This window comes from Bradyrhizobium sp. HKCCYLS20291 (genome assembly GCF_051167715.1).
Taxonomy (GTDB): Bacteria; Pseudomonadota; Alphaproteobacteria; order Rhizobiales; family Xanthobacteraceae; genus Bradyrhizobium.
Map to the genome: position 1 here is coordinate 197,730 of NZ_JBNPTO010000006.1, position 19,676 is coordinate 217,405.

At 65.1% G+C, this 19,676-nt stretch carries 19 protein-coding genes; 9 read left to right on the top strand and 10 right to left on the bottom strand.

The genetic code is table 11. The features are described from left to right. Positions 1-178: 178 nt before the first annotated feature. Positions 179-1,267 carry a TRAP transporter substrate-binding protein gene (locus tag ACQR07_RS15975; RefSeq protein ID WP_434903189.1) on the top strand — a complete coding sequence of 363 codons (1,089 nt, stop codon included), beginning with the start codon at positions 179-181 and terminating at the stop codon, positions 1,265-1,267. 85 nt (positions 1,268-1,352) lie between these two features. On the opposite strand, the gene ACQR07_RS15980 is transcribed toward ACQR07_RS15975, so the two are convergent. From ACQR07_RS15980 to ACQR07_RS15995, 4 genes are all read right to left on the bottom strand, one after another. Further along, complete coding sequence (locus ACQR07_RS15980) at positions 1,353-3,029, bottom strand: TRAP transporter large permease (protein ID WP_434903190.1); 1,677 nt, start codon at positions 3,027-3,029, stop codon at positions 1,353-1,355. Positions 3,030-3,053: 24 nt separating this feature from the next. After that, on the bottom strand, positions 3,054-3,635 hold the full coding sequence (locus ACQR07_RS15985) for a TRAP transporter small permease subunit (protein WP_434903191.1): 582 nt from the start codon (positions 3,633-3,635) through the stop codon (positions 3,054-3,056). A gap of 350 nt (positions 3,636-3,985) precedes the next feature. Continuing rightward, entirely contained in the window at positions 3,986-4,876 is an 891-nt protein-coding gene (locus tag ACQR07_RS15990; protein ID WP_434903192.1) for a cation diffusion facilitator family transporter, read from the bottom strand. A 229-nt stretch (positions 4,877-5,105) separates the two neighbouring features. Beyond that, positions 5,106-5,372: a hypothetical protein gene (locus tag ACQR07_RS15995; protein WP_434903193.1), complete on the bottom strand. Its 267-nt coding sequence runs from the start codon at positions 5,370-5,372 to the stop codon at positions 5,106-5,108. Between the two features lie 239 nt (positions 5,373-5,611). On the opposite strand from ACQR07_RS15995, the gene ACQR07_RS16000 reads away from it, so the two are divergent. Together ACQR07_RS16000 and ACQR07_RS16005 are read left to right on the top strand one after the other, a co-directional pair. Continuing rightward, the gene (locus ACQR07_RS16000; RefSeq protein WP_434903385.1) at positions 5,612-6,391 is read left to right on the top strand and encodes a hypothetical protein; all 780 of its coding nucleotides are present in this window, start codon (positions 5,612-5,614) and stop codon (positions 6,389-6,391) included. A gap of 198 nt (positions 6,392-6,589) precedes the next feature. Continuing rightward, entirely contained in the window at positions 6,590-6,973 is a 384-nt protein-coding gene (locus ACQR07_RS16005) for a DoxX family protein (RefSeq protein WP_434903386.1), read from the top strand. Positions 6,974-7,048: 75 nt separating this feature from the next. Here the strand turns inward: ACQR07_RS16005 and ACQR07_RS16010 are convergent, their stop codons facing one another. From ACQR07_RS16010 to ACQR07_RS16030, 5 genes are all read right to left on the bottom strand, one after another. After that, on the bottom strand, positions 7,049-8,236 hold the full coding sequence (locus ACQR07_RS16010; RefSeq protein WP_434903194.1) for a diguanylate cyclase: 1,188 nt from the start codon (positions 8,234-8,236) through the stop codon (positions 7,049-7,051). A 537-nt stretch (positions 8,237-8,773) separates the two neighbouring features. Beyond that, on the bottom strand, positions 8,774-9,457 hold the full coding sequence (locus ACQR07_RS16015; RefSeq protein WP_434903195.1) for a spermidine synthase: 684 nt from the start codon (positions 9,455-9,457) through the stop codon (positions 8,774-8,776). Between the two features lie 6 nt (positions 9,458-9,463). Next, positions 9,464-10,495: a GTP 3',8-cyclase MoaA gene (moaA, locus tag ACQR07_RS16020; protein WP_434903196.1), complete on the bottom strand. Its 1,032-nt coding sequence runs from the start codon at positions 10,493-10,495 to the stop codon at positions 9,464-9,466. Positions 10,496-10,651: 156 nt separating this feature from the next. Continuing rightward, positions 10,652-11,122 (bottom strand): hypothetical protein, encoded by a 471-nt coding sequence (locus tag ACQR07_RS16025; protein WP_434903387.1) that lies wholly within the window; start codon positions 11,120-11,122, stop codon positions 10,652-10,654. Positions 11,123-11,403: 281 nt separating this feature from the next. After that, the gene (locus ACQR07_RS16030; protein ID WP_434903197.1) at positions 11,404-12,090 is read right to left on the bottom strand and encodes an HAD family hydrolase; all 687 of its coding nucleotides are present in this window, start codon (positions 12,088-12,090) and stop codon (positions 11,404-11,406) included. 173 nt (positions 12,091-12,263) lie between these two features. On the opposite strand from ACQR07_RS16030, the gene rpiA reads away from it, so the two are divergent. Genes rpiA through gor form a run of 3 tightly spaced genes read left to right on the top strand, consistent with a single transcriptional unit; the run spans position 12,264 to position 14,955 of the window. Next, complete coding sequence (gene rpiA / locus ACQR07_RS16035; protein ID WP_434903388.1) at positions 12,264-12,956, top strand: ribose-5-phosphate isomerase RpiA; 693 nt, start codon at positions 12,264-12,266, stop codon at positions 12,954-12,956. A 51-nt stretch (positions 12,957-13,007) separates the two neighbouring features. After that, complete coding sequence (locus ACQR07_RS16040; protein ID WP_434869908.1) at positions 13,008-13,535, top strand: DUF2059 domain-containing protein; 528 nt, start codon at positions 13,008-13,010, stop codon at positions 13,533-13,535. 34 nt (positions 13,536-13,569) lie between these two features. Beyond that, positions 13,570-14,955 (top strand): glutathione-disulfide reductase, encoded by a 1,386-nt coding sequence (gene gor, locus ACQR07_RS16045; RefSeq protein WP_434903198.1) that lies wholly within the window; start codon positions 13,570-13,572, stop codon positions 14,953-14,955. A 71-nt stretch (positions 14,956-15,026) separates the two neighbouring features. Here gor and ACQR07_RS16050 read toward each other — a convergent pair whose 3' ends face one another. After that, complete coding sequence (locus ACQR07_RS16050) at positions 15,027-15,362, bottom strand: hypothetical protein (protein WP_434903199.1); 336 nt, start codon at positions 15,360-15,362, stop codon at positions 15,027-15,029. A gap of 1,191 nt (positions 15,363-16,553) precedes the next feature. Between ACQR07_RS16050 and ACQR07_RS16055 the strand changes: the two genes are divergently transcribed. The 3 genes from ACQR07_RS16055 (at position 16,554) to ACQR07_RS16065 (ending at position 19,436) form a co-directional block, all read left to right on the top strand. Then, positions 16,554-17,702 (top strand): thiolase domain-containing protein, encoded by a 1,149-nt coding sequence (locus tag ACQR07_RS16055; protein ID WP_434903200.1) that lies wholly within the window; start codon positions 16,554-16,556, stop codon positions 17,700-17,702. Further along, the gene (locus ACQR07_RS16060) at positions 17,702-18,103 is read left to right on the top strand and encodes a Zn-ribbon domain-containing OB-fold protein (RefSeq protein ID WP_434903201.1); all 402 of its coding nucleotides are present in this window, start codon (positions 17,702-17,704) and stop codon (positions 18,101-18,103) included. Before ACQR07_RS16055 ends, ACQR07_RS16060 begins: the two co-directional genes overlap by 1 nt. Before the next feature lie 472 nt (positions 18,104-18,575). Further along, positions 18,576-19,436: a MaoC/PaaZ C-terminal domain-containing protein gene (locus ACQR07_RS16065; RefSeq protein ID WP_434903202.1), complete on the top strand. Its 861-nt coding sequence runs from the start codon at positions 18,576-18,578 to the stop codon at positions 19,434-19,436. Positions 19,437-19,676 lie beyond the last annotated feature (240 nt).

Consider the following 19,676-nt stretch of genomic DNA (forward strand, 5'->3'; position numbering starts at 1 on the left):
TCGCAAGCTTCGCGATCGGCGGATCGACATGAGCCCGGCCTCGCAAGAGGCCGGGCTTTTGCGTTGCGACAACGTTTCGCAATGGCACTCTTGCGCGCTTTGATCCACACTGGAACCGAGGCCTCACAGAAGGCTGCCCAGGAAACGAGCAGATATCACCACACGAGGGAGGGAAGGCATGAAGCGGAGAGACTTTATCAAGGTCACCGGGCTCGGCGCTGCCGGTGCGGCCGCGATCGCGGCGCCGGCCATTGCGCAATCGATGCCGGAGTTGAAATGGCGCATGCCGACGAGCTGGCCGAAATCGCTCGACACGCTGTACGGCGGCGCCGAGATGATGGCCAAGATCGTCGGCGAGGCCACCGACAACAAATTCCAGATCCAGCCGTTCGCCGCGGGCGAAATCGTTCCCGGCCTGCAGGTGCTCGACGCCGTGCAGAACGGCACGGTCGAGATCGGCCACACCGCCTCCTATTACTATTTCGGCAAGGACCCGACCTTCACCTTCGGCTCGTCGGTGCCGTTCGGGCCGAACATGCGCATCAACCAGGCCTGGTACATGCTCGGTGGAGGACGCGAGATCCTCAACGAGTTCTACGCCAAGTACAATGTGGTCTCGCTGCTTGCCGGCAACACCGGCTGCCAGATGGGCGGCTGGTTCCGCAAGGAGCTCACCAGCGTCAACGATCTCAAGGGCCTGAAATTCCGCGTCGGCGGCTTCGCCGGTCGTGTGCTGCAGAAGCTCGGCGCGGTGCCGCAGCAGATCGCCGGCGGCGACATCTACCCGGCGCTGGAGAAGGGCACCATCGACGCCGCCGAGTGGGTCGGTCCGTATGACGATGAGAAGCTCGGCTTCGTCAAGGTCGCCCCGCATTACTACTATCCGGGCTGGTGGGAGGGCGGGCCGATGCTGCTCTCCTTCGTCAACCAGGACAAGTGGAATGCACTGCCCAAGCATTACCAGAAGATTCTCGAGCACGCCGGCCACTACGCCAACAACTGGATGATGGCCAAGTACGACCAGGGCAATCCGCCGGCGCTGCGCCGGCTGCTCGCCGCCGGCGCCAAGCTGCACGCGTTCTCGCCGGAGATCATGCAGGCCTGCCTGAAGGCGGCGCGCGAGCTACACGGTGAGGTCGCGGCCACCAACCCGGATTTCAAGAAGACGCTCGACTCCCTGAGCGCCTTTGCCGGCAACGGCTATTCCTGGTTCCAGGTCGCCGAGATCGGCTACGACGCCTTCATGGCGCGCAACCCGTTGAGCTGAGGCGCGACTGCGTCACATCCTCTCGCACAAAACAAAACCCCGGCGCATGCGCCGGGGTTTTTCGTTGTCTTGAGCGAGCGCCGCATCACTGCTTCGGGGGATCGGTGTCGAATTTCGGCGGCCCGAAGTCGAGCGCCGGGGCATCGATTTGCGGAATGTCGATCTTGATCGAGTTCGGATCGACGGTCGATGCGGTGCCCTTGTAGTGCATGACCATCGACGGGAACAGGATCACCAGGATCACCATGATCATCTGGATCACCACGAACGGCACCGCGCCCCAATAGATCTGTCCGGTGGTCACCGGCTCCATCCGCTTGCCGGTGACGCGGTCGAGATAGGACTCCTTCGGCGCCACCGAGCGCAGGTAGAACAGCGCGAAGCCGAACGGCGGATGCATGAACGAGGTCTGCATGTTGACGCCGAGAATGACGCCGAACCAGATCAGGTCGATGCCGAGCTTTTCGGCCGCGGGTCCGAGCAGCGGGATGATGATGAAGGCCAGCTCGAAGAAGTCGAGGAAAAACGCCAGCACGAACACGAAGGCGTTGACGAAGATCAGGAAGCCGATCTGGCCGCCGGGCAGGGAGGTCAGCAGGTGCTCGACCCAGACGTGGCCGTTGACGCCGTAGAAGGTCAGTGAGAACACGCGCGCGCCGACCAGGATGAAGACCACGAAGGCCGACAGCTTGGCGGTGGACTCCACCGCCTGGCGGACCAGGTCGAAGCTGAGCCGGCGCTTGATCGCGCCGAGGATGATCGCGCCGGCCGCACCCATCGCACCGCCTTCCGTCGGCGTGGCGAGGCCGATGAAGATCGTGCCCAGCACCAGGAAGATCAGGAACAGCGGCGGCACCATCACAAAGGTGGTCTGCTGCGCCATGCGCGACAGGAAGCGGTATCCGGTGGTGCGCTCCAGCAGCCAGTTCACGACTGCGACCGCGAATGCGAACACGATGCCGGAGAACATGCAGAGCACTACGAAGTCGGCGCCGTGATACTCGGAGCCGCGCATCACGTACCAGCCGAACACGCACGACGCGAGGAACAGCACGCCGAGCGATTTCAGGCCGCGGTCGCCGGAGTCCTCGCGAAAGCCGATCGCCTCGGCCGGCAGGCCAGGCGCCGCCTTCGGGAAGATCATGCTGACCATGAAGGCATAACCGGCGTAGATCGCAGACAGCACGAGGCCCGGAATGAACGCGCCCTCGTACATGTCGCCGACCGACTTGCCGAGCTGGTCGGCCATCACGATCAGGACCAGCGACGGCGGGATGATCTGAGCCAGCGTACCGGAGGCGGCGATGATGCCGGAGGCGAGACGGCGATCGTAGCCGTAGCGCAGCATGATCGGCAGCGAGATCAGGCCCATCGAGATGACGGAAGCCGCGACGACGCCGGTGGTGGCGGCGAGCAGGGCGCCGACGAACACGACGGCATAGGCGAGACCGCCGCGGATGGTGCCGAACAGCTGCCCGATGGTGTCGAGCAGGTCCTCGGCCATGCCGGAGCGTTCCAGCACCAGGCCCATGAAGGTGAAGAACGGAATCGCCAGCAGCGTGTCGTTGTTCATCACGCCGTAGACGCGTTCAGGTAGCGCCTGCAGAAAGTCCGGCCGGAATTCTCCGAGCTCGATGCCGACCAGGGCATAGAACAGGCCGACGGCGCCAAGCGAGAACGCTGCCGGATAGCCGAGCAGCAGCATGACGACCAGCGAGCCGAACATGATGGGCGCCATATTGGCGATCAGAAACGCAGTCATTGATTGATCCCCCCAGCCCGCCGCTTACTTCTTTTCGATCGCTTCGACGAGGTGCTCGACCTCGGCCTCGATGCCATGAGACTTCGAAGCGTGGGGATCGGGGATCAGCCCGCGCATCACCGCGATGCGCTTGATCAGCTCGGAGACGGCCTGCACCAGCAGGAAGATGAAGCCGAGCATGATGAGGGACTTCGCCGGCCATTGCGGCAGGCCGCCGGCATTGCTGGACTGCTCGTTGATCTCGAACGAGCGCAGGAAGAAGGGCACGCTGGTGATGATCATCACGATGCAGAGCGGGATCAGGAACAGCACATGGCCGACGACGTCGATGGTGTCACGCAGCCATTTGGGCAGCGCGGCGTTCACGATATCGATGCGGATGTGCTCGTTGTCCAGCAGCGTCCAGGGCGAGCACAGCAGGAACACGGCTGAGAACAGCACCCATTGCAGCTCGAGCCAGGAATTCGAGGAGGTGTCGAGCGTCTTGCGGACGATGGCGTTGATCGTGGAGATGATGACGGCGAGCAGGATCAGCCACGCCAGCCGCTTGCCGGTCCAGGTCGTGAAGGCATCGATCCCACGGCTCAATTTCAGCAACGCTTGCAACGCTGGTCCTCCCCCAAATGTCTTGCGACGTCCCCAAGGCCCGTTCTGGTTGCGCAGCGCGGCACAACGGCCTATCCGGCCCGGCAGGCTCTAAAAACCGGGGCACCATTTCAGCGCCTCAGGTTGCCGTCAATCGGAAAAGTGGGCAAAAATGGGCGTTGCCGCAACATGTTGCGCCGGTGGCGACACCGCGCCACAGCTGTCGCACCCGGTATGCCATCTGCAACAGCCCGTCTGAGACAGGGCTTGTCGACGGGAAGCGACCAGGCACTCGCGCGCCGCGCGTTTGGCGGACAAGCAGTGTCGCGTGCCAGCAAGCGACGCCCGCTCTTCTGGCTCACGGCCCGCGCTCACAGCACCACCACGCCGGAGTGCTTGGCCTTGTTTTCCGGCTCGACGTGAATGGTGACCGCGCTGTGCTCGTCGTCGTCGCGGAGCGCGGCTTCGATGCGGTCGCAGATAGCGTGGGCCTGGTTGACCGACATCTCGCCGGGCACCACCAAGTGAAACTCGATGAAGGTCATCCGGCCGGCGTGCCGGGTGCGGACGTCGTGCGCCTCGAGCGCGCCGTCGGCGTGTCCGCCGATGATCTGGCGGATGCGCGCGAGCGTGGCCTCGGGAACCGCTTCGTCCATCAGCCCGCTGGTCGACTCCTTCAGCACCTGCCAGCCCGACCAAAGGATGTTCACGGCGACCAGCAGCGCCAGCGCCGGATCGAGCACCGGCAACTGCAGTGCCACGGCAAGTCCGAGGCCGACCACGACGCCGCCCGAGGACACCACGTCGGTGAGCAGATGCCGTCCATCGGCCACCAGCGCGGGGGAGCGCAGCCGCTTGCCGCGCGTGATCAGCAGCCAGCACCACACGCCGTTGATCGCGCTCGCCAGCCCGTTCACGGCCAGGCCTTCGATCGGTGCCGAGAACGGTCGCGGTGCGAACAGATTGCCGTAGGCCTCGTGGACGATCAGCAGCGCCGCGACGACGATCATCACGCCCTCGATCACGGCGCTGAAATATTCCACCTTGTGGTGGCCGAACGGATGATTGGCGTCGGCGGGCTTGGCGGCAATGCGCACGGCGAGCAGCGCGACGCCGGCGGTGACCACGTTGACGATGCTCTCGAGCGCGTCGGAGTAGAGCGCCACCGAGCCCGTGATCCAATAGGCGAAGAACTTCAGGCCGAGGACGATGATCCCGACCACGAGGCTGCCGATGGCGAGCTTGAGCGATTGCGAAGGCATGAGGTTTCGATCCAGCCAGGCGCTGGCGTACTCAAGGCAGCGATGGAACGCAACGCTCGTTGCTGCGACCGAGTGTCAAAATCGATGCTCGGGTCGTATCGTTGCACCTGACATTCCGAAGCGACGTCGCCGTGCCGCTGTGGTCTGCGGAAACAGAAAGGTCGTGCCCCAGCGCGCTGGGCACGACCTTTCGCGTCTGTGGCAGACCCGGCAGGGTTGCCGCTGCCGACTACTTCTTGATGATGGTGGTCGTGCTGCTGCTGCCGACGGTGCCCTCGTCCTCGCAGACCTTGGTCTGCTTGATGCGGTCCTCGGCCTCCACGCGGCTCGTGAACGCCATCGGCCCGATCTGCGTCACGACCTCGCGGTCGGCGGGACGGGTGGTGGTGATGGTGCAGCGGTGGCTCGGTCCCTGCACGACGTAGTATTCGTCAGCAAGAGCTGGGGCCAGGGATCCGATGATCAATGCGCCAGCAAGAAGAAGGGGAGCTTTCATGATTGCCTCTCTGTCCAGTTACTGCCGAATGACAAGGTCGGCGCCATGGGCAGCGTCGCTGCTCATCGCTCGATCCTGTCCGCGGCTGGGCAACTCGCCCGGGCGTCCGCGGTTCCGGCACGCATCGGCGAGGCGATCGACGCGATGCAGCGTCCCGTGATATGGACGCTCGACGGCGTCGGGTGCTCGCGACGACAGCACCGACTCGTTCGAGCATAGGCCGTGAAGCGAGTTTGTTCATGAACGAGGCAAGACGCCTGCTGAAATCCTTGCCTGTTCTCGCCTTGGCCACCATGCTGTGCGGCTGCGTGGCGGGCGCTCAGAGCGTCGAGCCGAAAGCAGCGGCGGCATCGGATGGACGGGCGGGTCGCCCTGTGCGTCCGGTGAAATATGACCCGGACCTCTGGTACAAGGCCGACTTCTGGGGCCACGAATGGCCTGACGGGTTCACCGTCGATCGCAACATGACACTCGCCATCCGAGCGACGCCGGAGATCGGTGCGCCGAAATCGGTGTCCTGCGCGCTCAGGACAGGCGCGACCTATCATCCCTGGAATACGAAGCGGGTCATGGCGGACCGGCTGACCTTCGTGACGTTCACGCGGATCAAGAGCTACGAATTGACACGTGATCATACGTCCGATCTGTGGAAAGAACCGGGCCACGAACGGGCCAGGATCAATTTCAGCAAGGGTGATCGCTGGTCGTTGATCGGCCCAGGTTCGGAAGGAACGTTCATGATGCGGTTGGGCGACGACGTGTATGTCGCCGATCAGGATCTGGTCGAAGCGTCCATGGAGGTGGGCGCAAAGCCCACTGTGGAAACGGACGCCAAGGATGAAGGCTATCATCAGTGGCTGAAGCTCAGATGCGCCAATAGCGCGACGGGCTGGATTTTCTACGAGGAGATCAAGGACGCACCGGGGGTCTCACATTGGGATGACTGCGGCTTCGGCTGTGCTGAGGATCGCAAGCCGACGCGACGGTCGTCGCAGAGTCCGACGGGGGCGAGTCGATAGGTCGATTTTGCCGTTGAAGTCAGGCAATCGGCATTGTGCGGCTCCGAGCTGCGTCCGCTGATCTGCGCTGCGGATCCAGTACTCGGCTCTGAAATTGTGAAACCGCCGCCCGGCTGCGGCCGTAGCTTGCGGGCGGAGACGGCGGTGTCGCCATGCGTCACAAGCGCAAAGGATGCAGAATTGAGTGCCCGCGCGATCATGCGATGGATCATCGCGATATTTTATCTGGCGGCGGGCATCGCTCATCTGGCGGCGCCAGAGCAGTTGCTGGCGATTACACCCTCATGGGTGCCTTGGGCGCGCGAGGTCATCTTCGTCACCGGGTTGTTCGAGATCGGCGCGTCGGTGGCGCTTCTCGTTCCGCCGACGCGAGCCCTCGCCGGCATCGCACTGGCGATCTATGCGCTGTGCGTCTGGCCTGCCAACTTCAAGCACGCGTTCGACGGGGTGGTGCTGCCGCACATCCCCGACAGCTGGCTGTATCACGGCCCGCGGCTCGCGCTGCAGCCGGTCATCATCTGGTGGTCGCTGTACTGCGCCGACGTGATCGACTGGCCGTGGCGCCGGCCATCCCAGTCGTGATCATCAGCGTGCCGTCTTCGCGGACGCTCGCAAACGCGGAAGGTGGCGGCAAGGTCCTTGCGGAGCGTCCCCGGCTCAGGCGTGGAGCGTCGCAGGCTGTTGGTCGCGGTTAAAGCTTGCCCAGCCGTTGCGCCCGCGCTTCTTGGCGAGATACAGCGCGTGGTCCGCAGCACCCAGCATCGCCTCCGGCGTCGCGGTCCTGGTCTGGTCGATGCGGGCGAATCCGACGCTCGCGGTGACGACGTCGAGGCCATCGGCGCGCCCGGGATGCGGAATCTTCAGGGCGCGAATGTCCTCGACGACGCGATGGGCGAGGCGGACGGCCTCGTGCTCCGATTGCTGGCCGGCGAAAACCGTAAATTCCTCGCCGCCGAACCGCGCGACGGAGACCCCGAATCTCCGGCTGATATCGCGCAGGCAGGCGGCGATCCTGCGCAGGCAGTCGTCGCCGGCCGGGTGGCCAAACTGATCGTTGAAGTTCTTGAAGTGGTCGATATCGATCATCAGGATCGTGATCGATTGATCCTGACCGAACCGGGCGGCAAGCTCATTGTCGAGCGCGCGCCGGTTGGGAAGGCCGGTGAGGGCGTCGGTCAGCGACAGATCCTGAAATTTCCTGCTCGCCGCCGTCGCGGCCTCGGCCTCGGTCAGGACATCGAGCTCCCGAAGGAAGGCGCGGCAGCGGTTCGTTTCGGCGCGCCAGTTGGCATGCAGGCTGAAGATCGAACCGGTCGCGATCTGGATGACGAAGGCGATCGACAGGCTGGTGTCGATTCCGGCTTTGAGCATCGCCGCGGTGGAGGCCAGCGCCAGCGAGGTTCCGGTGAACAGGATCGCGTGGCGGAAGCGCAGCAGCAGCAGCATGTTTCCAAACACCAACGTGAGCGGAAACTCGCCGAACGTGAAGGCGGAGAGTGGAGCGTCCGAAACCAGGAAGAGGAGAACCGGGGAAGCGAACGCGTTGGTCACCCCGATGGTCATCAGCCACTCGCGGCAGGTGGCACCGACGCGCCCGATCATCCAGAGCAGCAGGATAGAGACCGGCGTAATCACCCCGACCCGCACGAACACCGAGAACCACAGGATGTCGGGCATCAGGTAGATGCTGGTGAAGTTGTAGAGGTTGTAGGTGCATAGCCCGAAGATGATCGACCGGCGCAGTTCGGCAACGCGGCGCTGGCGCGTCTGCGTCTCGTAGGCCGCCTCGATATCAGCGGAAAAGCGCAGCAAGTAGTCGAGGCGCGCGTGTGACGACGTTGTCATCGCCGCGTCCATCGATCCGCCGTGCGGCCCGGATGCGGCGTTAGCCCACGGCCGGGCGCCACGGGACGCACGTCGCGTGCGGCCTGCCGCGGCGGCGCCGCCGACGACGTCGTTCCCTCGGCGACGTATGGCGAATGGTCTCGCATGTCAGATGCAGAGGTCTCGCTGCGTTCAGATTGAATCGCTTTTCCGGAGCTCGGCCTGTGCAGGAGGAATTTGCCGTCCTCTGATGCCCATGTCGGCGCGCGATCCGCGAGGCTAGGCGGAGCGGGACTAATCCGCCGCTAACGCAGTTGGTTCGTGGGTAGTTAATTTGATTGCTGCAACTTATGGGAGCTTCGTTGTTGTCGGAGGTGGCTCTGCCAAGCGAAGTCGCGGAGGGATGATTGGCATGAAGATACCATTTCCCACGCGGCAATGAGCTGGCGGCGTCCGGCGTGGCACAGACCTCGAACCGCGTGCAGATCGTCGCTCGTTCACGAGCGTCCGAGGTGCATCGTGATCCGATCACGCGTGAATAGATCGGAGAGGTCTGCGCTAGCGCGTTGGCCGTGTCGCGATCCAGATCACGTGGCGGGCGCCGCCGCCACCGCGGCCGGTGGCGCGGATCTTGATCTCCTCGGCGGCGAAGCCGGCCTTGCGCAGGCGCGGCGCGAAGCGGTCGTCGGGATGCGACGACCACACCGCGAGCAGACCGCCAGGGCGCAGGGCCGTGAAGGCGGCGCGCAGGCCTGAGGGATCGTAGAGCGCATCGTTGGATTCGCGCGTCAGGCCCTGCGGGCCGTTGTCGACGTCGAGCAGGATGGCATCGTAGTCGCCGCGCGCAGCCGTGATCAGCTTGACGACGTCGCCCTCGCGGATGTCGACGCGCGGATCATTGAGGCTCTCGCCGGACAGCTCGGCCATCGGTCCGCGTGCCCAGGCGATCACCGCCGGCACCAGTTCGGCGACGGTGACGCGCGCCTGCGGCCCGAGCACCTTCAGCGCCGCGCGCAAGGTGAAACCCATGCCGAGGCCGCCGATCAGCAAGTGGGGAGTAGGGCGGTCCTTGAGGCGCGCGCAGCTCAACGTCGCCAGCGCTTCTTCCGAGCCGTAGAGGCGGCTGCTCATCAATTCGTTAGAGCCGAGCTTGATCGAGAACTCGCGGCCGCGCCGCATCAGCCGCAACGGCTCACCGCCGCCGGGCACCTCTGCGGTGTCGATCAGTTGCCAGGGAAGCACGAGGGATCAGCCGCCGGTCACGCTCATGTGCCGGCTGACGCTCGGGCGGTTGTGGCGACGGTCGATGATGAAGTCGTGGCCCTTCGGCTTCAGGCCGATGGCGCGGTCGATCGCGTCGCTGAGCTGCTCGTCGCTGGCGGACGCGCGCAACGGCTTGCGCAGGTCGGAGGCGTCCTCGTGGCCGAGGCAGGTGTGCAGCGTGCCGGTGCAGGTGACGCGCACGCGGTTGCAGCTCTCGCAGAAGTTATGCGTCATCGGCGTGATGAAGCCGATGGTGCCGCCGGTCTCGGCGACACGCACGTAGCGGGCGGGGCCGCCGGTGGTCTCGTCGAGATCGGTCATGGTGTACTTCTGCGCAAGACGTCCGCGCAGCAGCGACAGCGGCAGATACTGATCGATGCGGCCTTCGCCGATCTCGCCCATCGGCATCACCTCGATGAGCGTCAGCGCCATGCCCTTGCCGTGCGCCCAGTCGATCAAGGACGGGATCTCGTCCTCGTTCACGTTCTTGAGCGCGACCGCATTGATCTTCACCGCGATGCCGGCGGCCTGCGCGGCCTCGATGCCGGCGAGCACGCGGTCGAGATCACCCCAGCGGGTGATGGTGCGGAACTTGTCGGGGTCGAGGGTGTCGAGCGAGACGTTGATGCGGCGGACGCCGCAATCGGCGAGCTCGGCGGCATACTTCGCGAGTTGCGTCGCGTTGGTGGTCATCGTCAACTCGTTGAGCGCGCCGCTCTTGAGATGTCGCGACAGCGAGCGCACCAGGCCCATGACGTTGCGCCGGACCAGCGGCTCGCCGCCGGTCAGCCGGAGCTTCTTCACGCCCTTGTGGATGAACGCCGAGCAGAGCCGGTCGAGCTCTTCGAGCGTCAGCAGGTCGGCCTTCGGCAGGAAGGTCATGTCCTCCGCCATGCAATAGAAGCAGCGCAGGTCGCAGCGATCGGTGACCGAAACGCGCAGATAGCTGATGCGACGGCCGAACGGGTCGGTCATCGGGCGCGTCAGGGCGGTGTCGTCAAACGTCTCGGCGGTCATGGATGGCCTTGGCAAATGGCGTCACGTGGCGGCGATGCCACGACGCGGCCGCGCGGAGCGGCCGGATGTCGGTTCAAGGCAATCTAATCACGATCGGCGCCGCTCACAATCATCGTGACGCGGGTCTCGATGCTGCGCCGCACGAAGCGGCCGTTCTCATTGCCGCGGTGCGGCCGGTGCGGGGAACGCGGAACCGGTCGTGGCCGGCGCGGTCGCGGGTGCGGCGGCCGCCGGGGCAGCCGCCGACTTCGCCGGCTTCGGCTTCTTCGGCCGCATGTGCTTGACGGCCTTCGGCGCGGGCGCCGGCGGGGCCAGCTGCAGCTCGGCCATCACGGGGCTCGGATCGATCAGGATCGACGACGACGAGGTGAAATCAGCGGTGCGGCTCACCCGAACCGGAACCGTCGCAGGCAGGTATTTGTCCATCGTGAAGGTCACGCTGAACCCGGCATCCGGCGCGGGCACCTGGACCGTGCAGGGCGTGCGGCAGGCCTGTCCGGTCGAGGTCCTGGCCTCGGCGCCCGGCGGCACGGAGTCGAGTTGCACGGGGACCTCCGGCGCGGACATCTTGAAGGAGTCCATCGAGAAGGACGAGCAGCCTGCCAAGCCAGCTCCCGCAACCGCCATTGCGATGACACGCCGCATCATGATGTCCGCCCCACAAGCCCTGCGGCCATGGGCCGCATCCCAGCGCGACCATAGGAGTGTCCGAACAGCGGCGCAACTGCGGTCAACCCTATTCTCAACAGAACCCTGAGGTCGGCTGGAGCGCGCTTATCGCTGAATACGCAATGGTTTAGAGGGACGAGCGGCAGTGGAGATGCAGCGCGCCGCACGCCGGCGGAAGTTGCATCGAGGACACATTTCTAGCGATTCGAGCCGGTCGCTCTCTGCATGTAGTGGGCTGATCAGCCGATGCGGAGCGATGGACGGAGCGTTGTGACCGCAGCCGGCAGCTCGCGCATGTGGTCGATCAGGTGGTCGGGGTTGAGCTCGGCGATCGGCACATCGGTATAGCCGAAGGTGCAGCCAATCACCGGCACGCCGGCGCGGCGGGCGGCGCCGACATCGGTTCCGGCATCGCCGACCATGATCGCGGTGCCGATCTCGCCTCTCGCCTGGGCGATGGTCTGGCGCAGGATCGCCGGATCGGGCTTGGCCACGCCGAACGTGTCGGCGCCGCAGATCGCAGCGAAGCGGGACGACAGGCCGAGCTGGTCGAGCAGCCGCTTCGACAGCCATTCGAGCTTGTTGGTGCACACCGCGAACTGGCAACCGTGGCCGGCCAGCTCGTCGAGCGCGGCCTCCAGCCCCTCGAACGGGCGCGATTCGACCGCGATGTTCTCGGCGTAGAAATCGATGAAATCGACGGTGAGCTGGTCCATCTCGGCGGGGCTGGCGAAGCGGCCTTCCGCCTCCAGCCCGCGCTCGAGCAGCTTGCGCGCGCCGTGCCCGATCATCTTGCGCGCCGAAGCCAGCGGCACCGGCCGCAGCCCTTCGCGCTGCAATATGTGGTTCAGGGCGTTGATGAGGTCCGGCGCCGTGTCGACCAGGGTGCCGTCGAGATCGAAGACGATGGTGCTGGAGATGGGCATCGGTATCCGCTAGCGGTCGGCCCGCGCTGTTGCAAGAGGGCCGCCACGGCTTTTTGTCCGTTTTCGTGACCGGTGAGAGCTAGGCCCCGCGGCAAAACATCGCTAGAACTGCGCCGGTTTTCGACCCCGGCGCGACGGGGATCTGGGGTTTGAAGGACGGTTCCTTGGTCGACATGGATGCATTGAAGCGGCAGGCGGCGGCGCGTGCGCTGGAGGAGGTCGAGAGCGGCATGCGGCTCGGCCTCGGCACCGGCTCGACTGCCAAGCATTTCGTCGACCTGCTCGGCGAGAAGGTGCGTGCCGGCCTCAAGGTCGTGGGCGTGCCGACCTCGGAGGCGACGCGGGCGCAGGCCGAGGCCTGCGGCGTGCCGCTGACCACGCTCGACGAGATCGACCGTCTCGACATCACCATCGACGGCGCCGACGAGATCAATCCGGCGCTCGACCTGATCAAGGGTGGCGGCGGCGCGCTGCTGCGCGAGAAGATCGTCGCCAGCGCCTCGTCTCGCATGATCGTGATCGCCGACGACAGCAAATGGGTCGACCGGCTCGGCCGCTTCCCGCTGCCGATCGAGGTCATTCCGTTCGGGCTCGCGGCGACGCAGCGCGAGATCGGCGATGCCTTTGCCAAGGCCGGCGTGGCCGGGCCGATGAGCTTGCGCAAGTCCGCAGATGGCCACGTTTTCGTCACCGATGGCGGCCACTGGATTATCGACGCCCGCCTTGGGGAGATCGCTGATCCCCCGCGCCTGGCGGGTCTTTTGAGCGCAATTCCGGGCGTGGTCGAGCATGGGCTGTTCATCGGCCTCGGCAGCACGGCGATCCTGGCGGGCGCACAAGGAATTCGCGTTATCCGGCGGCCCTGAGTGCGCAGCAGTCGTCTGCACTTTGGGCCGCAATCTCACAGGAGACTTGGAATGAAGAGCGTGTTCAGAATCTTGCCGGCCGCCGGACTCGTGCTGGCCATCGGCTCGGCGGACCTCGCTGCCGCTCAGGCACAGGGCCAGGTGCCGCCGCTGAAGCCGGCCTCGGCCGCGTGCATGGCCGGCGCCAAGGAGATTCTGCAGATGAAGAACGCCTCTGCGCTCTATGCCAATGCCGTTCCGGGCATGGTGCAGCAGGCCAAGCAGGCGCTGCTGCAGTCCAATCTCAACTACCAGAAGGACCTCGACGAGGTCGCCGTGCTGGTCGCGCAGACCTATGCCGGCAAGGAGAAGGAGATCGGCGAGAAGATGGCGCAGATCTACTGCAACGAGTTCACCGATGCCGAGATCGCCAATCTCGTGGCCTTCTACAAGACCCCGCTCGGCCAGAAGCTGTTGAACGCCGAGCCGAAGGCGATCCAGATGAGCATGGCGGCGACCAACCAGTGGGCCGCGGAGTTCTCCGAGACGGTGACCGCGCAGTTCCGCGCCGAGATGCGCAAGCGCAACAAGCCGATCTGACGCGTGCGGCGGGACAGGTCGGGTCGGAGGACAGATGGCTGAGTTCGACGTCGACCTGTTCGTGATCGGCGGCGGTTCGGGGGGCGTGCGCGCCGCCCGCATCGCGGCCGGCTACGGCGCCCGCGTGATGATCGCCGAAGAGTACCGCATGGGCGGCACCTGCGTGATCCGCGGCTGCGTGCCCAAGAAGCTGTTCGTGATCGGCTCGCATGTCCGCCAGGAGATCGCCGACGCCGCCGGGTTCGGCTGGACGATCCCGGAGGCGACCTTCGACTGGCCGACGCTGATCAGGAACAAGGACAAGGAGATCGCCCGGCTCGAGGCGGCCTACACCAGCAATGTCGAGAAGTCCGGCGCCAGGATCGTCAAAACCCGCGCCGTGATCGAGGACGCACACACGGTGCGGCTGATGACGGGCGAGACGGTCCGCGCCAAATACATCCTCATCGCGACCGGCGGCGCGCCCAATCACGGCACGCCCATTCCCGGCATCGAGCACGTCATCTCCTCCAACGAGGCGTTTCACCTGGAGCAGTTGCCGCGCCGGATCGTGATCCAGGGCGGCGGCTACATCGCGCTCGAATTCGCCTGCATCTTCGCCAATTTCGGCTCCGACGTCACCGTCGTCTACCGCGGCGACAACATCCTGCGCGGCTTCGACGAGGACGTCCGCAAGCATGTGCGCGGAGAGATGGAGAAGGAAGGCATCACCATCCTGACCGGCTGCACGGTCACCAGCGTCGACAAGCACGGCCACGACTACACCACGCATCTGTCGAACGGCTCCAGCATCGCCTCGGACAAGGTGATGTTCGCGATCGGCCGCCATCCGGCGGTGGCCAATCTCGGCCTGGAGAAGGCCGGCGTCGCGATCAATCCGCGCAACGGCGGCATCGCGGTCGATGCGTTCTCGCAGAGCTCGGTGCCGAGCATCTATGCGATCGGCGATGTCACCCATCGCTTCAACCTGACCCCGGTCGCGATCCGCGAGGGCCATGCCTTCGCCGACACCGTGTTCGGCGGCAAGAGCGTGCGGGTCGACCACGCCGACATCCCGACCGCCGTGTTCTGCCAGCCCGAAGTGGGCACCGTCGGCCTGACCGAGACCCAGGCGCGCGAGCTCTATGAGCGCGTCGACATCTACAAGGCCACGTTCCGCCCGATCAAGGCGACGATGTCCGGCCGCGACACCCGCGTGCTGATGAAGCTCGTCGTCGACGGCGCGAGCGATCGCGTGCTCGGCTGCCACATCGTGGGCGACGCCGCCGCCGAGATCACCCAGGCCGTCGCCATCGCCATCAAGATGAAGGCGACCAAGGCCGACTTCGACGCGACCGTCGCGCTGCATCCGTCCGCCGCCGAAGAGCTGGTGACGATGCGCACGGTGACGGAGCGGCACGTACGGCAGGCCGCTGAGTAGGACACTCGGGAGCGAATGGCGCTGCCTTGCGCGAGCTGTTCGTCGTCGCGAACATGCGGCGACACGAGCCGTCAGAAGGCTTCCGACTCGATGTAGTCCCTGACGTCCTGCTCGGTCACGTCGCGGAATTCCCACGTACCGTCCGTGCGGCGCCGGCGCATTCCGATCGGTACGTACACGCCCGTCCGTACAACGAATTCCCACTCGCCTTCGGTGGGTTTTGCGATCGAACGTTTCGGCCAATCAGTCCCGCCCATGCGTGCCGCGGGTGACCGACCGATCGTCGATCTGAGTGGTTCATCGGCTAACGACGCAGCGATCTGCTCGGCATATTTGCTCATCGACAGCTGCAGGCCGATCTGCTGCCTGTAGGCGTCGTGGCAGGTCTGGATGAGCCATAGCAGCATGCTGTTCTCAAGCGCCTCGGAGTGTCGGAGCCTGCGTTCCAGCTAATCACAAGCATGCGGCGCCGATACCGACTCGTGGTTGAACGAGTCCGTTTTCGCTGTTGTCTGGCATTTTCATCACAGCGCGACCTGCGGGCAATGTCGTTGGAATCGCCCTGCAGTAGCAGCCTTGCGCGACGTAGCCGGCTTGCGCCGTCAGGCGATCAGCGCCTTCACGATACGAAGACAATACCTCGTTCGGGTGACGAACGAAGGACGCTGCGGTCCCAGCAACTCGGCTGTCGTTGCTGGAGATGACGCACATGGTTGGCGGAAGATGCCGTCCGACGGTTGGTGGCGAGGCTCCGGGCGTCGGGCAGCCAGCGTTCTCATGTCGCGAGACACCGGTTGACGTGCGGTGCGGCGCGGAATGAAATTGTCGCCCGCCGACGACAGATTTTTCTTTACGAAATTCAGAAATCGTGCTCTATTATGCGCATCCCGCCTCACTCGGAGGGGCGTTGCGCGCGATCGTCACGACACGCGAGGCGGGGAGGCGATGGCCGCGATGAGCCGCAGCGTGTCCTTGAGAGGATGCGCGGACGAACGGTTTGGCGCGGACGTGAAGTCGCAGCGTGCTGGCACCCCGACGCTGGTGTCCCGCGCAATGTGCGAAAGCGCGTTGTCGCGAATGGTGGCCAACAAGCCCGGCGCACCAGGCAGACTGCGTATAAGCGTTAAGACCGTCGCGCAGGGAAGGCCGGGTTTGTCCGGCTGCACCTGTGGTACTGCCGCCTGCATTTTTTTTCGCAGGCGGGCCGCAGGCGTCAGCCGACGCCTGGCCTTCCCTGCGCCCTCCGACCTGATGAGGGCGAAACAGATCAGCATGACTCGGGCAGGGATGTCGCGGGAATGCAATGGCATGTGTAGTTCGATATATGCTCGCTCGGTCCACCACCAGTGTCGTCCCGGGCTGACCCGGGACCCATAACCACAGGAAGCAATGAGAGCGCACGCTGGTCAATCATCGGGTCACACAACAACGGCCGGTGAGTATGGGTCCCGGGTCAAGCCCGGGACGACAGCGGAATGATTGGCGCGACCGCGATTCATCTCCACCCCGCGGAATATTTCATTGCTTGCCAAGCCCCCTGCAACGGTCCAAAAAATCTGCAACCATCAGGGACGAAACGACTGGAAGCGGAGACGGAATTGACCATCAAGGGCAAGGCCTACATTGCCGGGATCTATGAGCATCCCACCCGGCACGCACCCGACAAATCCACCCCGCAACTGCATGCCGAGGTCGCCAAGGGTGCGCTGGAGGATGCCGGGCTCAGCGTCAAGGATGTCGACGGCTATTTCTGCGCCGGCGATGCGCCGGGCGGTGCCTGGCCGATGGTCGATTATCTCGGGCTGAAGGTGCGGCACATCGATTCTACCGAGACCGGCGGCTGCTCCTATCTGATCCATGTCGGCCACGCCGCCGAGGCGATCGCCGCGGGCAAGTGCTCGATCGCGCTGATCACGCTCGCCGGCAAGCCGCGCACCGGGCCGATGCCGCCGCGCGCGGCCGGCGCCGAGGCTGATTTTGAAGCTGCCTATGGCGCCACGACGCACAACGCCTATGGCATGTGCGCGATGCGCCACATGCACGATTACGGCACCACCTCGGAGCAGCTCGCCTGGATCAAGGTCGCAGCCTCGCACCACGCGCAATACAATCCGCATGCGATGCTGAAGGAGGTCGTGACCGTCGAGGACGTCCTGAACTCGCCGATGATCTCCGATCCCTTGCATCGCATGGATTGCTGCGTCGTCACCGACGGCGGCGGTGCGCTGATCGTGACAACGCCTGAGATCGCCAAGAGCCTGAAGAAGCCGCTGGTGCGGCTGATCGGTCATGGCGAGGCAATGAAGGGGCCGCGCGGCGGCAAGGATCTGGACCTGACATATTCGGCCGGCGTGTGGTCCGGCCCGCGCGCTTTCGAAGAAGCGGGCATAACGCCCAAGGACATCAAATACGCCTCGATCTATGACAGTTTCACCATCACCGTGCTGATGCAGCTCGAGGATCTCGGCTTCTGCAAGAAGGGCGAGGGCGGCAAGTTCGTCGCCGACGGCAACCTCATCTCCGGGGTCGGCAAGCTGCCGTTCAACACCGATGGCGGCGGTCTGTGCAGCAACCATCCGGTCAACCGCGGCGGCATGACCAAGGTGATCGAGGCCGTGCGCCAGCTGCGCGGCGAAGCCCATCCCAAGGTGCAGGTGCAAAACTGCGATCTCGCCATCGCCCACGGCACCGGCGGACTGCTCGGTGTGCGCCACGCCGCCTCGACCTGCATTCTGGAGCGCGTCTGATGTCTGAAGCCAAGAAACTGCCGGCCAAGCTGCCGGCCCCGGTCACCAATCCCGAGACCAAGCCGTTCTGGGACGCCGCCGCCGAGGGCAAGTTCATGATCAAGCGCTGCACCGCCTGCGGCGAGGCGCACTACTTCCCGCGCTCGATCTGCCCGTTCTGTTTTTCCGACCAGACGGTGTGGGAGCAGAGCGCGGGCGAGGCGACGATCTACACGTTCTCGATCATGCGGAAGTCGCCGACAGGTCCGTATGCGATCGGTTATGTGACCTTGAAGGAGGGCCCGTCGCTGCAGACCAATTTCGTCGACTGCGACTTCGATAGCCTGAAGATCGGCCAGAAGGTGAAGGTGGTGTTCAAGCCGACCGACGGCGCCCCGCTGCCGTTCTTCACGCCGGTGTAGGCGAGGGAGCACGGATGCAGCCGCGCGTCATTGCGAGGAGCGAAGCGACGAAGCAATCCAGACTCCTCGCGCGGCCCTGGATTGTTTCGCTGCGCTCGCAATGACGATTTGGAGAGTGAGCTGCGTGCCGCATGGACGGTGCACCCTCTCCCCTTGTGGGAGAGGGTGGGCATCTCGGCGTTGCGAAGCAGCGCCGGGATGACCGGGTGAGGGGTTTCTCTCCGCACGGGCAGTGTCTCTGGGGAGGCATACCCCTCACCCGAGTGAGGTCGACGCTGATAGTTGTGTAGCCCTCTCCCACCCTGGCGAAGCTCCGCTTCGCTTGGGGGAGAGGGCACGGTCATTGGCACCGGAAACGGTGCGTAGGGTGGGCAAAGGCGCGGAGCGCCGTGCCCACCGCGGTCGTTGCGAGGAAGACGGTGGGCACGCTTCGCTTTGCCCACCCTACAAGAACGAATTTGGGGGAGACACCATGCCGGTCAACTACGATGAGCTGATGGCGATGAAGGCGATCGGGCAGAACTACGCCTACACCGATCGCGAGGTGATGCTGTACGCCTACGGCATCGGCATGGGTGCCGATCCCATGGATGAGAAGGAGCTCGCCTTCGTCAACGAGGCCACTGCCGAGCCGCGGCCGCTGAAGGTGGTGCCCACCTTTGCGTCGGTGGCGGCGTGGGGCGCGGGTCCCGGCGACATGAAGCTCAACCGCGTGCTGGTGGTCGACGGCGAGCGCGACATCACCTTTCACAAGCCGCTGGCCGTGGCAGCGAAGATCACCGCCGACTCGTCGGTGCTCGCGGTGTCCGACAAGGGCAAGGACAAGGGCGTCGTGATCCGCCATCAGACCATTTTGCGCGACGAGAGCGGCGCACCGCTGGCGACGCTCGTCGCCGCCCGTTTCGCCCGCGGCGATGGCGGCTTCGGCGGTCCCTCTGGCGGCATTCCCGAGCCGCATCCGGTGCCGTCGCGCGCGCCGGATCGCAGCGTCGACATCACGACGCGGCCGGACCAGGCGCTGATCTATCGCCTGTGCGGCGACCGCAATCCGTTGCACTCCGATCCCGAGTTCGCCCGCCGCGCCGGCTTTCCACGCCCGATCCTGCACGGCATGTGCACCTACGGCCTCACCTGCCGCGCCGTGCTGCAGACCTACGCCGACTACGACGCTGCGGCGTTCAAGCAGCACGCGGCGCGGTTCTCCTCACCGGTGTTTCCCGGCGAGACCGTGACGGTCGATCTGTGGAAGGACGGCGACGTGATCTCGTTCGAGGCGCGGGTGAAGGAGCGCAACGTCACCGTGATCAAGAATGGCAAGACGGTGCTGGGATAGTTATGAGTTAGATGCGTTGAGTTCGTAAGGTTGGCACGGGCCGTGGGCTCCCTCTCCCCGTTCTTCACGGGGAGAGGGTGGGGTGAGGGGCAGACGCGCGGGAAGTGCATCTTCGTGCAGCTGACTCCTGCCCGTCCGATGGACCTGCGACGTGGACAGGCCAGTGCCATGCCCCTCACCCGGATTGCTGCGCAATCCGACCTCTCCCCGCAAAGGGCGGGGAGAGGTACACCAAGCAAG

Coding starts and splice junctions, on each gene's coding strand:
- ACQR07_RS15975 (WP_434903189.1), top strand. CDS start 179: ATGAAGCGGAGAGACTTTATCAAGGTCACCGGGCTCGGCGCTGCCGGT.
- ACQR07_RS15980 (WP_434903190.1), bottom strand. CDS start 3,029: ATGACTGCGTTTCTGATCGCCAATATGGCGCCCATCATGTTCGGCTCG.
- ACQR07_RS15990 (WP_434903192.1), bottom strand. CDS start 4,876: ATGCCTTCGCAATCGCTCAAGCTCGCCATCGGCAGCCTCGTGGTCGGG.
- ACQR07_RS15995 (WP_434903193.1), bottom strand. CDS start 5,372: ATGAAAGCTCCCCTTCTTCTTGCTGGCGCATTGATCATCGGATCCCTG.
- ACQR07_RS16000 (WP_434903385.1), top strand. CDS start 5,612: ATGAACGAGGCAAGACGCCTGCTGAAATCCTTGCCTGTTCTCGCCTTG.
- ACQR07_RS16005 (WP_434903386.1), top strand. CDS start 6,590: ATGCGATGGATCATCGCGATATTTTATCTGGCGGCGGGCATCGCTCAT.
- ACQR07_RS16010 (WP_434903194.1), bottom strand. CDS start 8,236: ATGACAACGTCGTCACACGCGCGCCTCGACTACTTGCTGCGCTTTTCC.
- moaA (WP_434903196.1), bottom strand. CDS start 10,495: ATGACCGCCGAGACGTTTGACGACACCGCCCTGACGCGCCCGATGACC.
- ACQR07_RS16025 (WP_434903387.1), bottom strand. CDS start 11,122: ATGGCGGTTGCGGGAGCTGGCTTGGCAGGCTGCTCGTCCTTCTCGATG.
- ACQR07_RS16030 (WP_434903197.1), bottom strand. CDS start 12,090: ATGCCCATCTCCAGCACCATCGTCTTCGATCTCGACGGCACCCTGGTC.
- rpiA (WP_434903388.1), top strand. CDS start 12,264: ATGGATGCATTGAAGCGGCAGGCGGCGGCGCGTGCGCTGGAGGAGGTC.
- ACQR07_RS16040 (WP_434869908.1), top strand. CDS start 13,008: ATGAAGAGCGTGTTCAGAATCTTGCCGGCCGCCGGACTCGTGCTGGCC.
- gor (WP_434903198.1), top strand. CDS start 13,570: ATGGCTGAGTTCGACGTCGACCTGTTCGTGATCGGCGGCGGTTCGGGG.
- ACQR07_RS16050 (WP_434903199.1), bottom strand. CDS start 15,362: ATGCTGCTATGGCTCATCCAGACCTGCCACGACGCCTACAGGCAGCAG.
- ACQR07_RS16060 (WP_434903201.1), top strand. CDS start 17,702: ATGTCTGAAGCCAAGAAACTGCCGGCCAAGCTGCCGGCCCCGGTCACC.
- ACQR07_RS16065 (WP_434903202.1), top strand. CDS start 18,576: ATGCCGGTCAACTACGATGAGCTGATGGCGATGAAGGCGATCGGGCAG.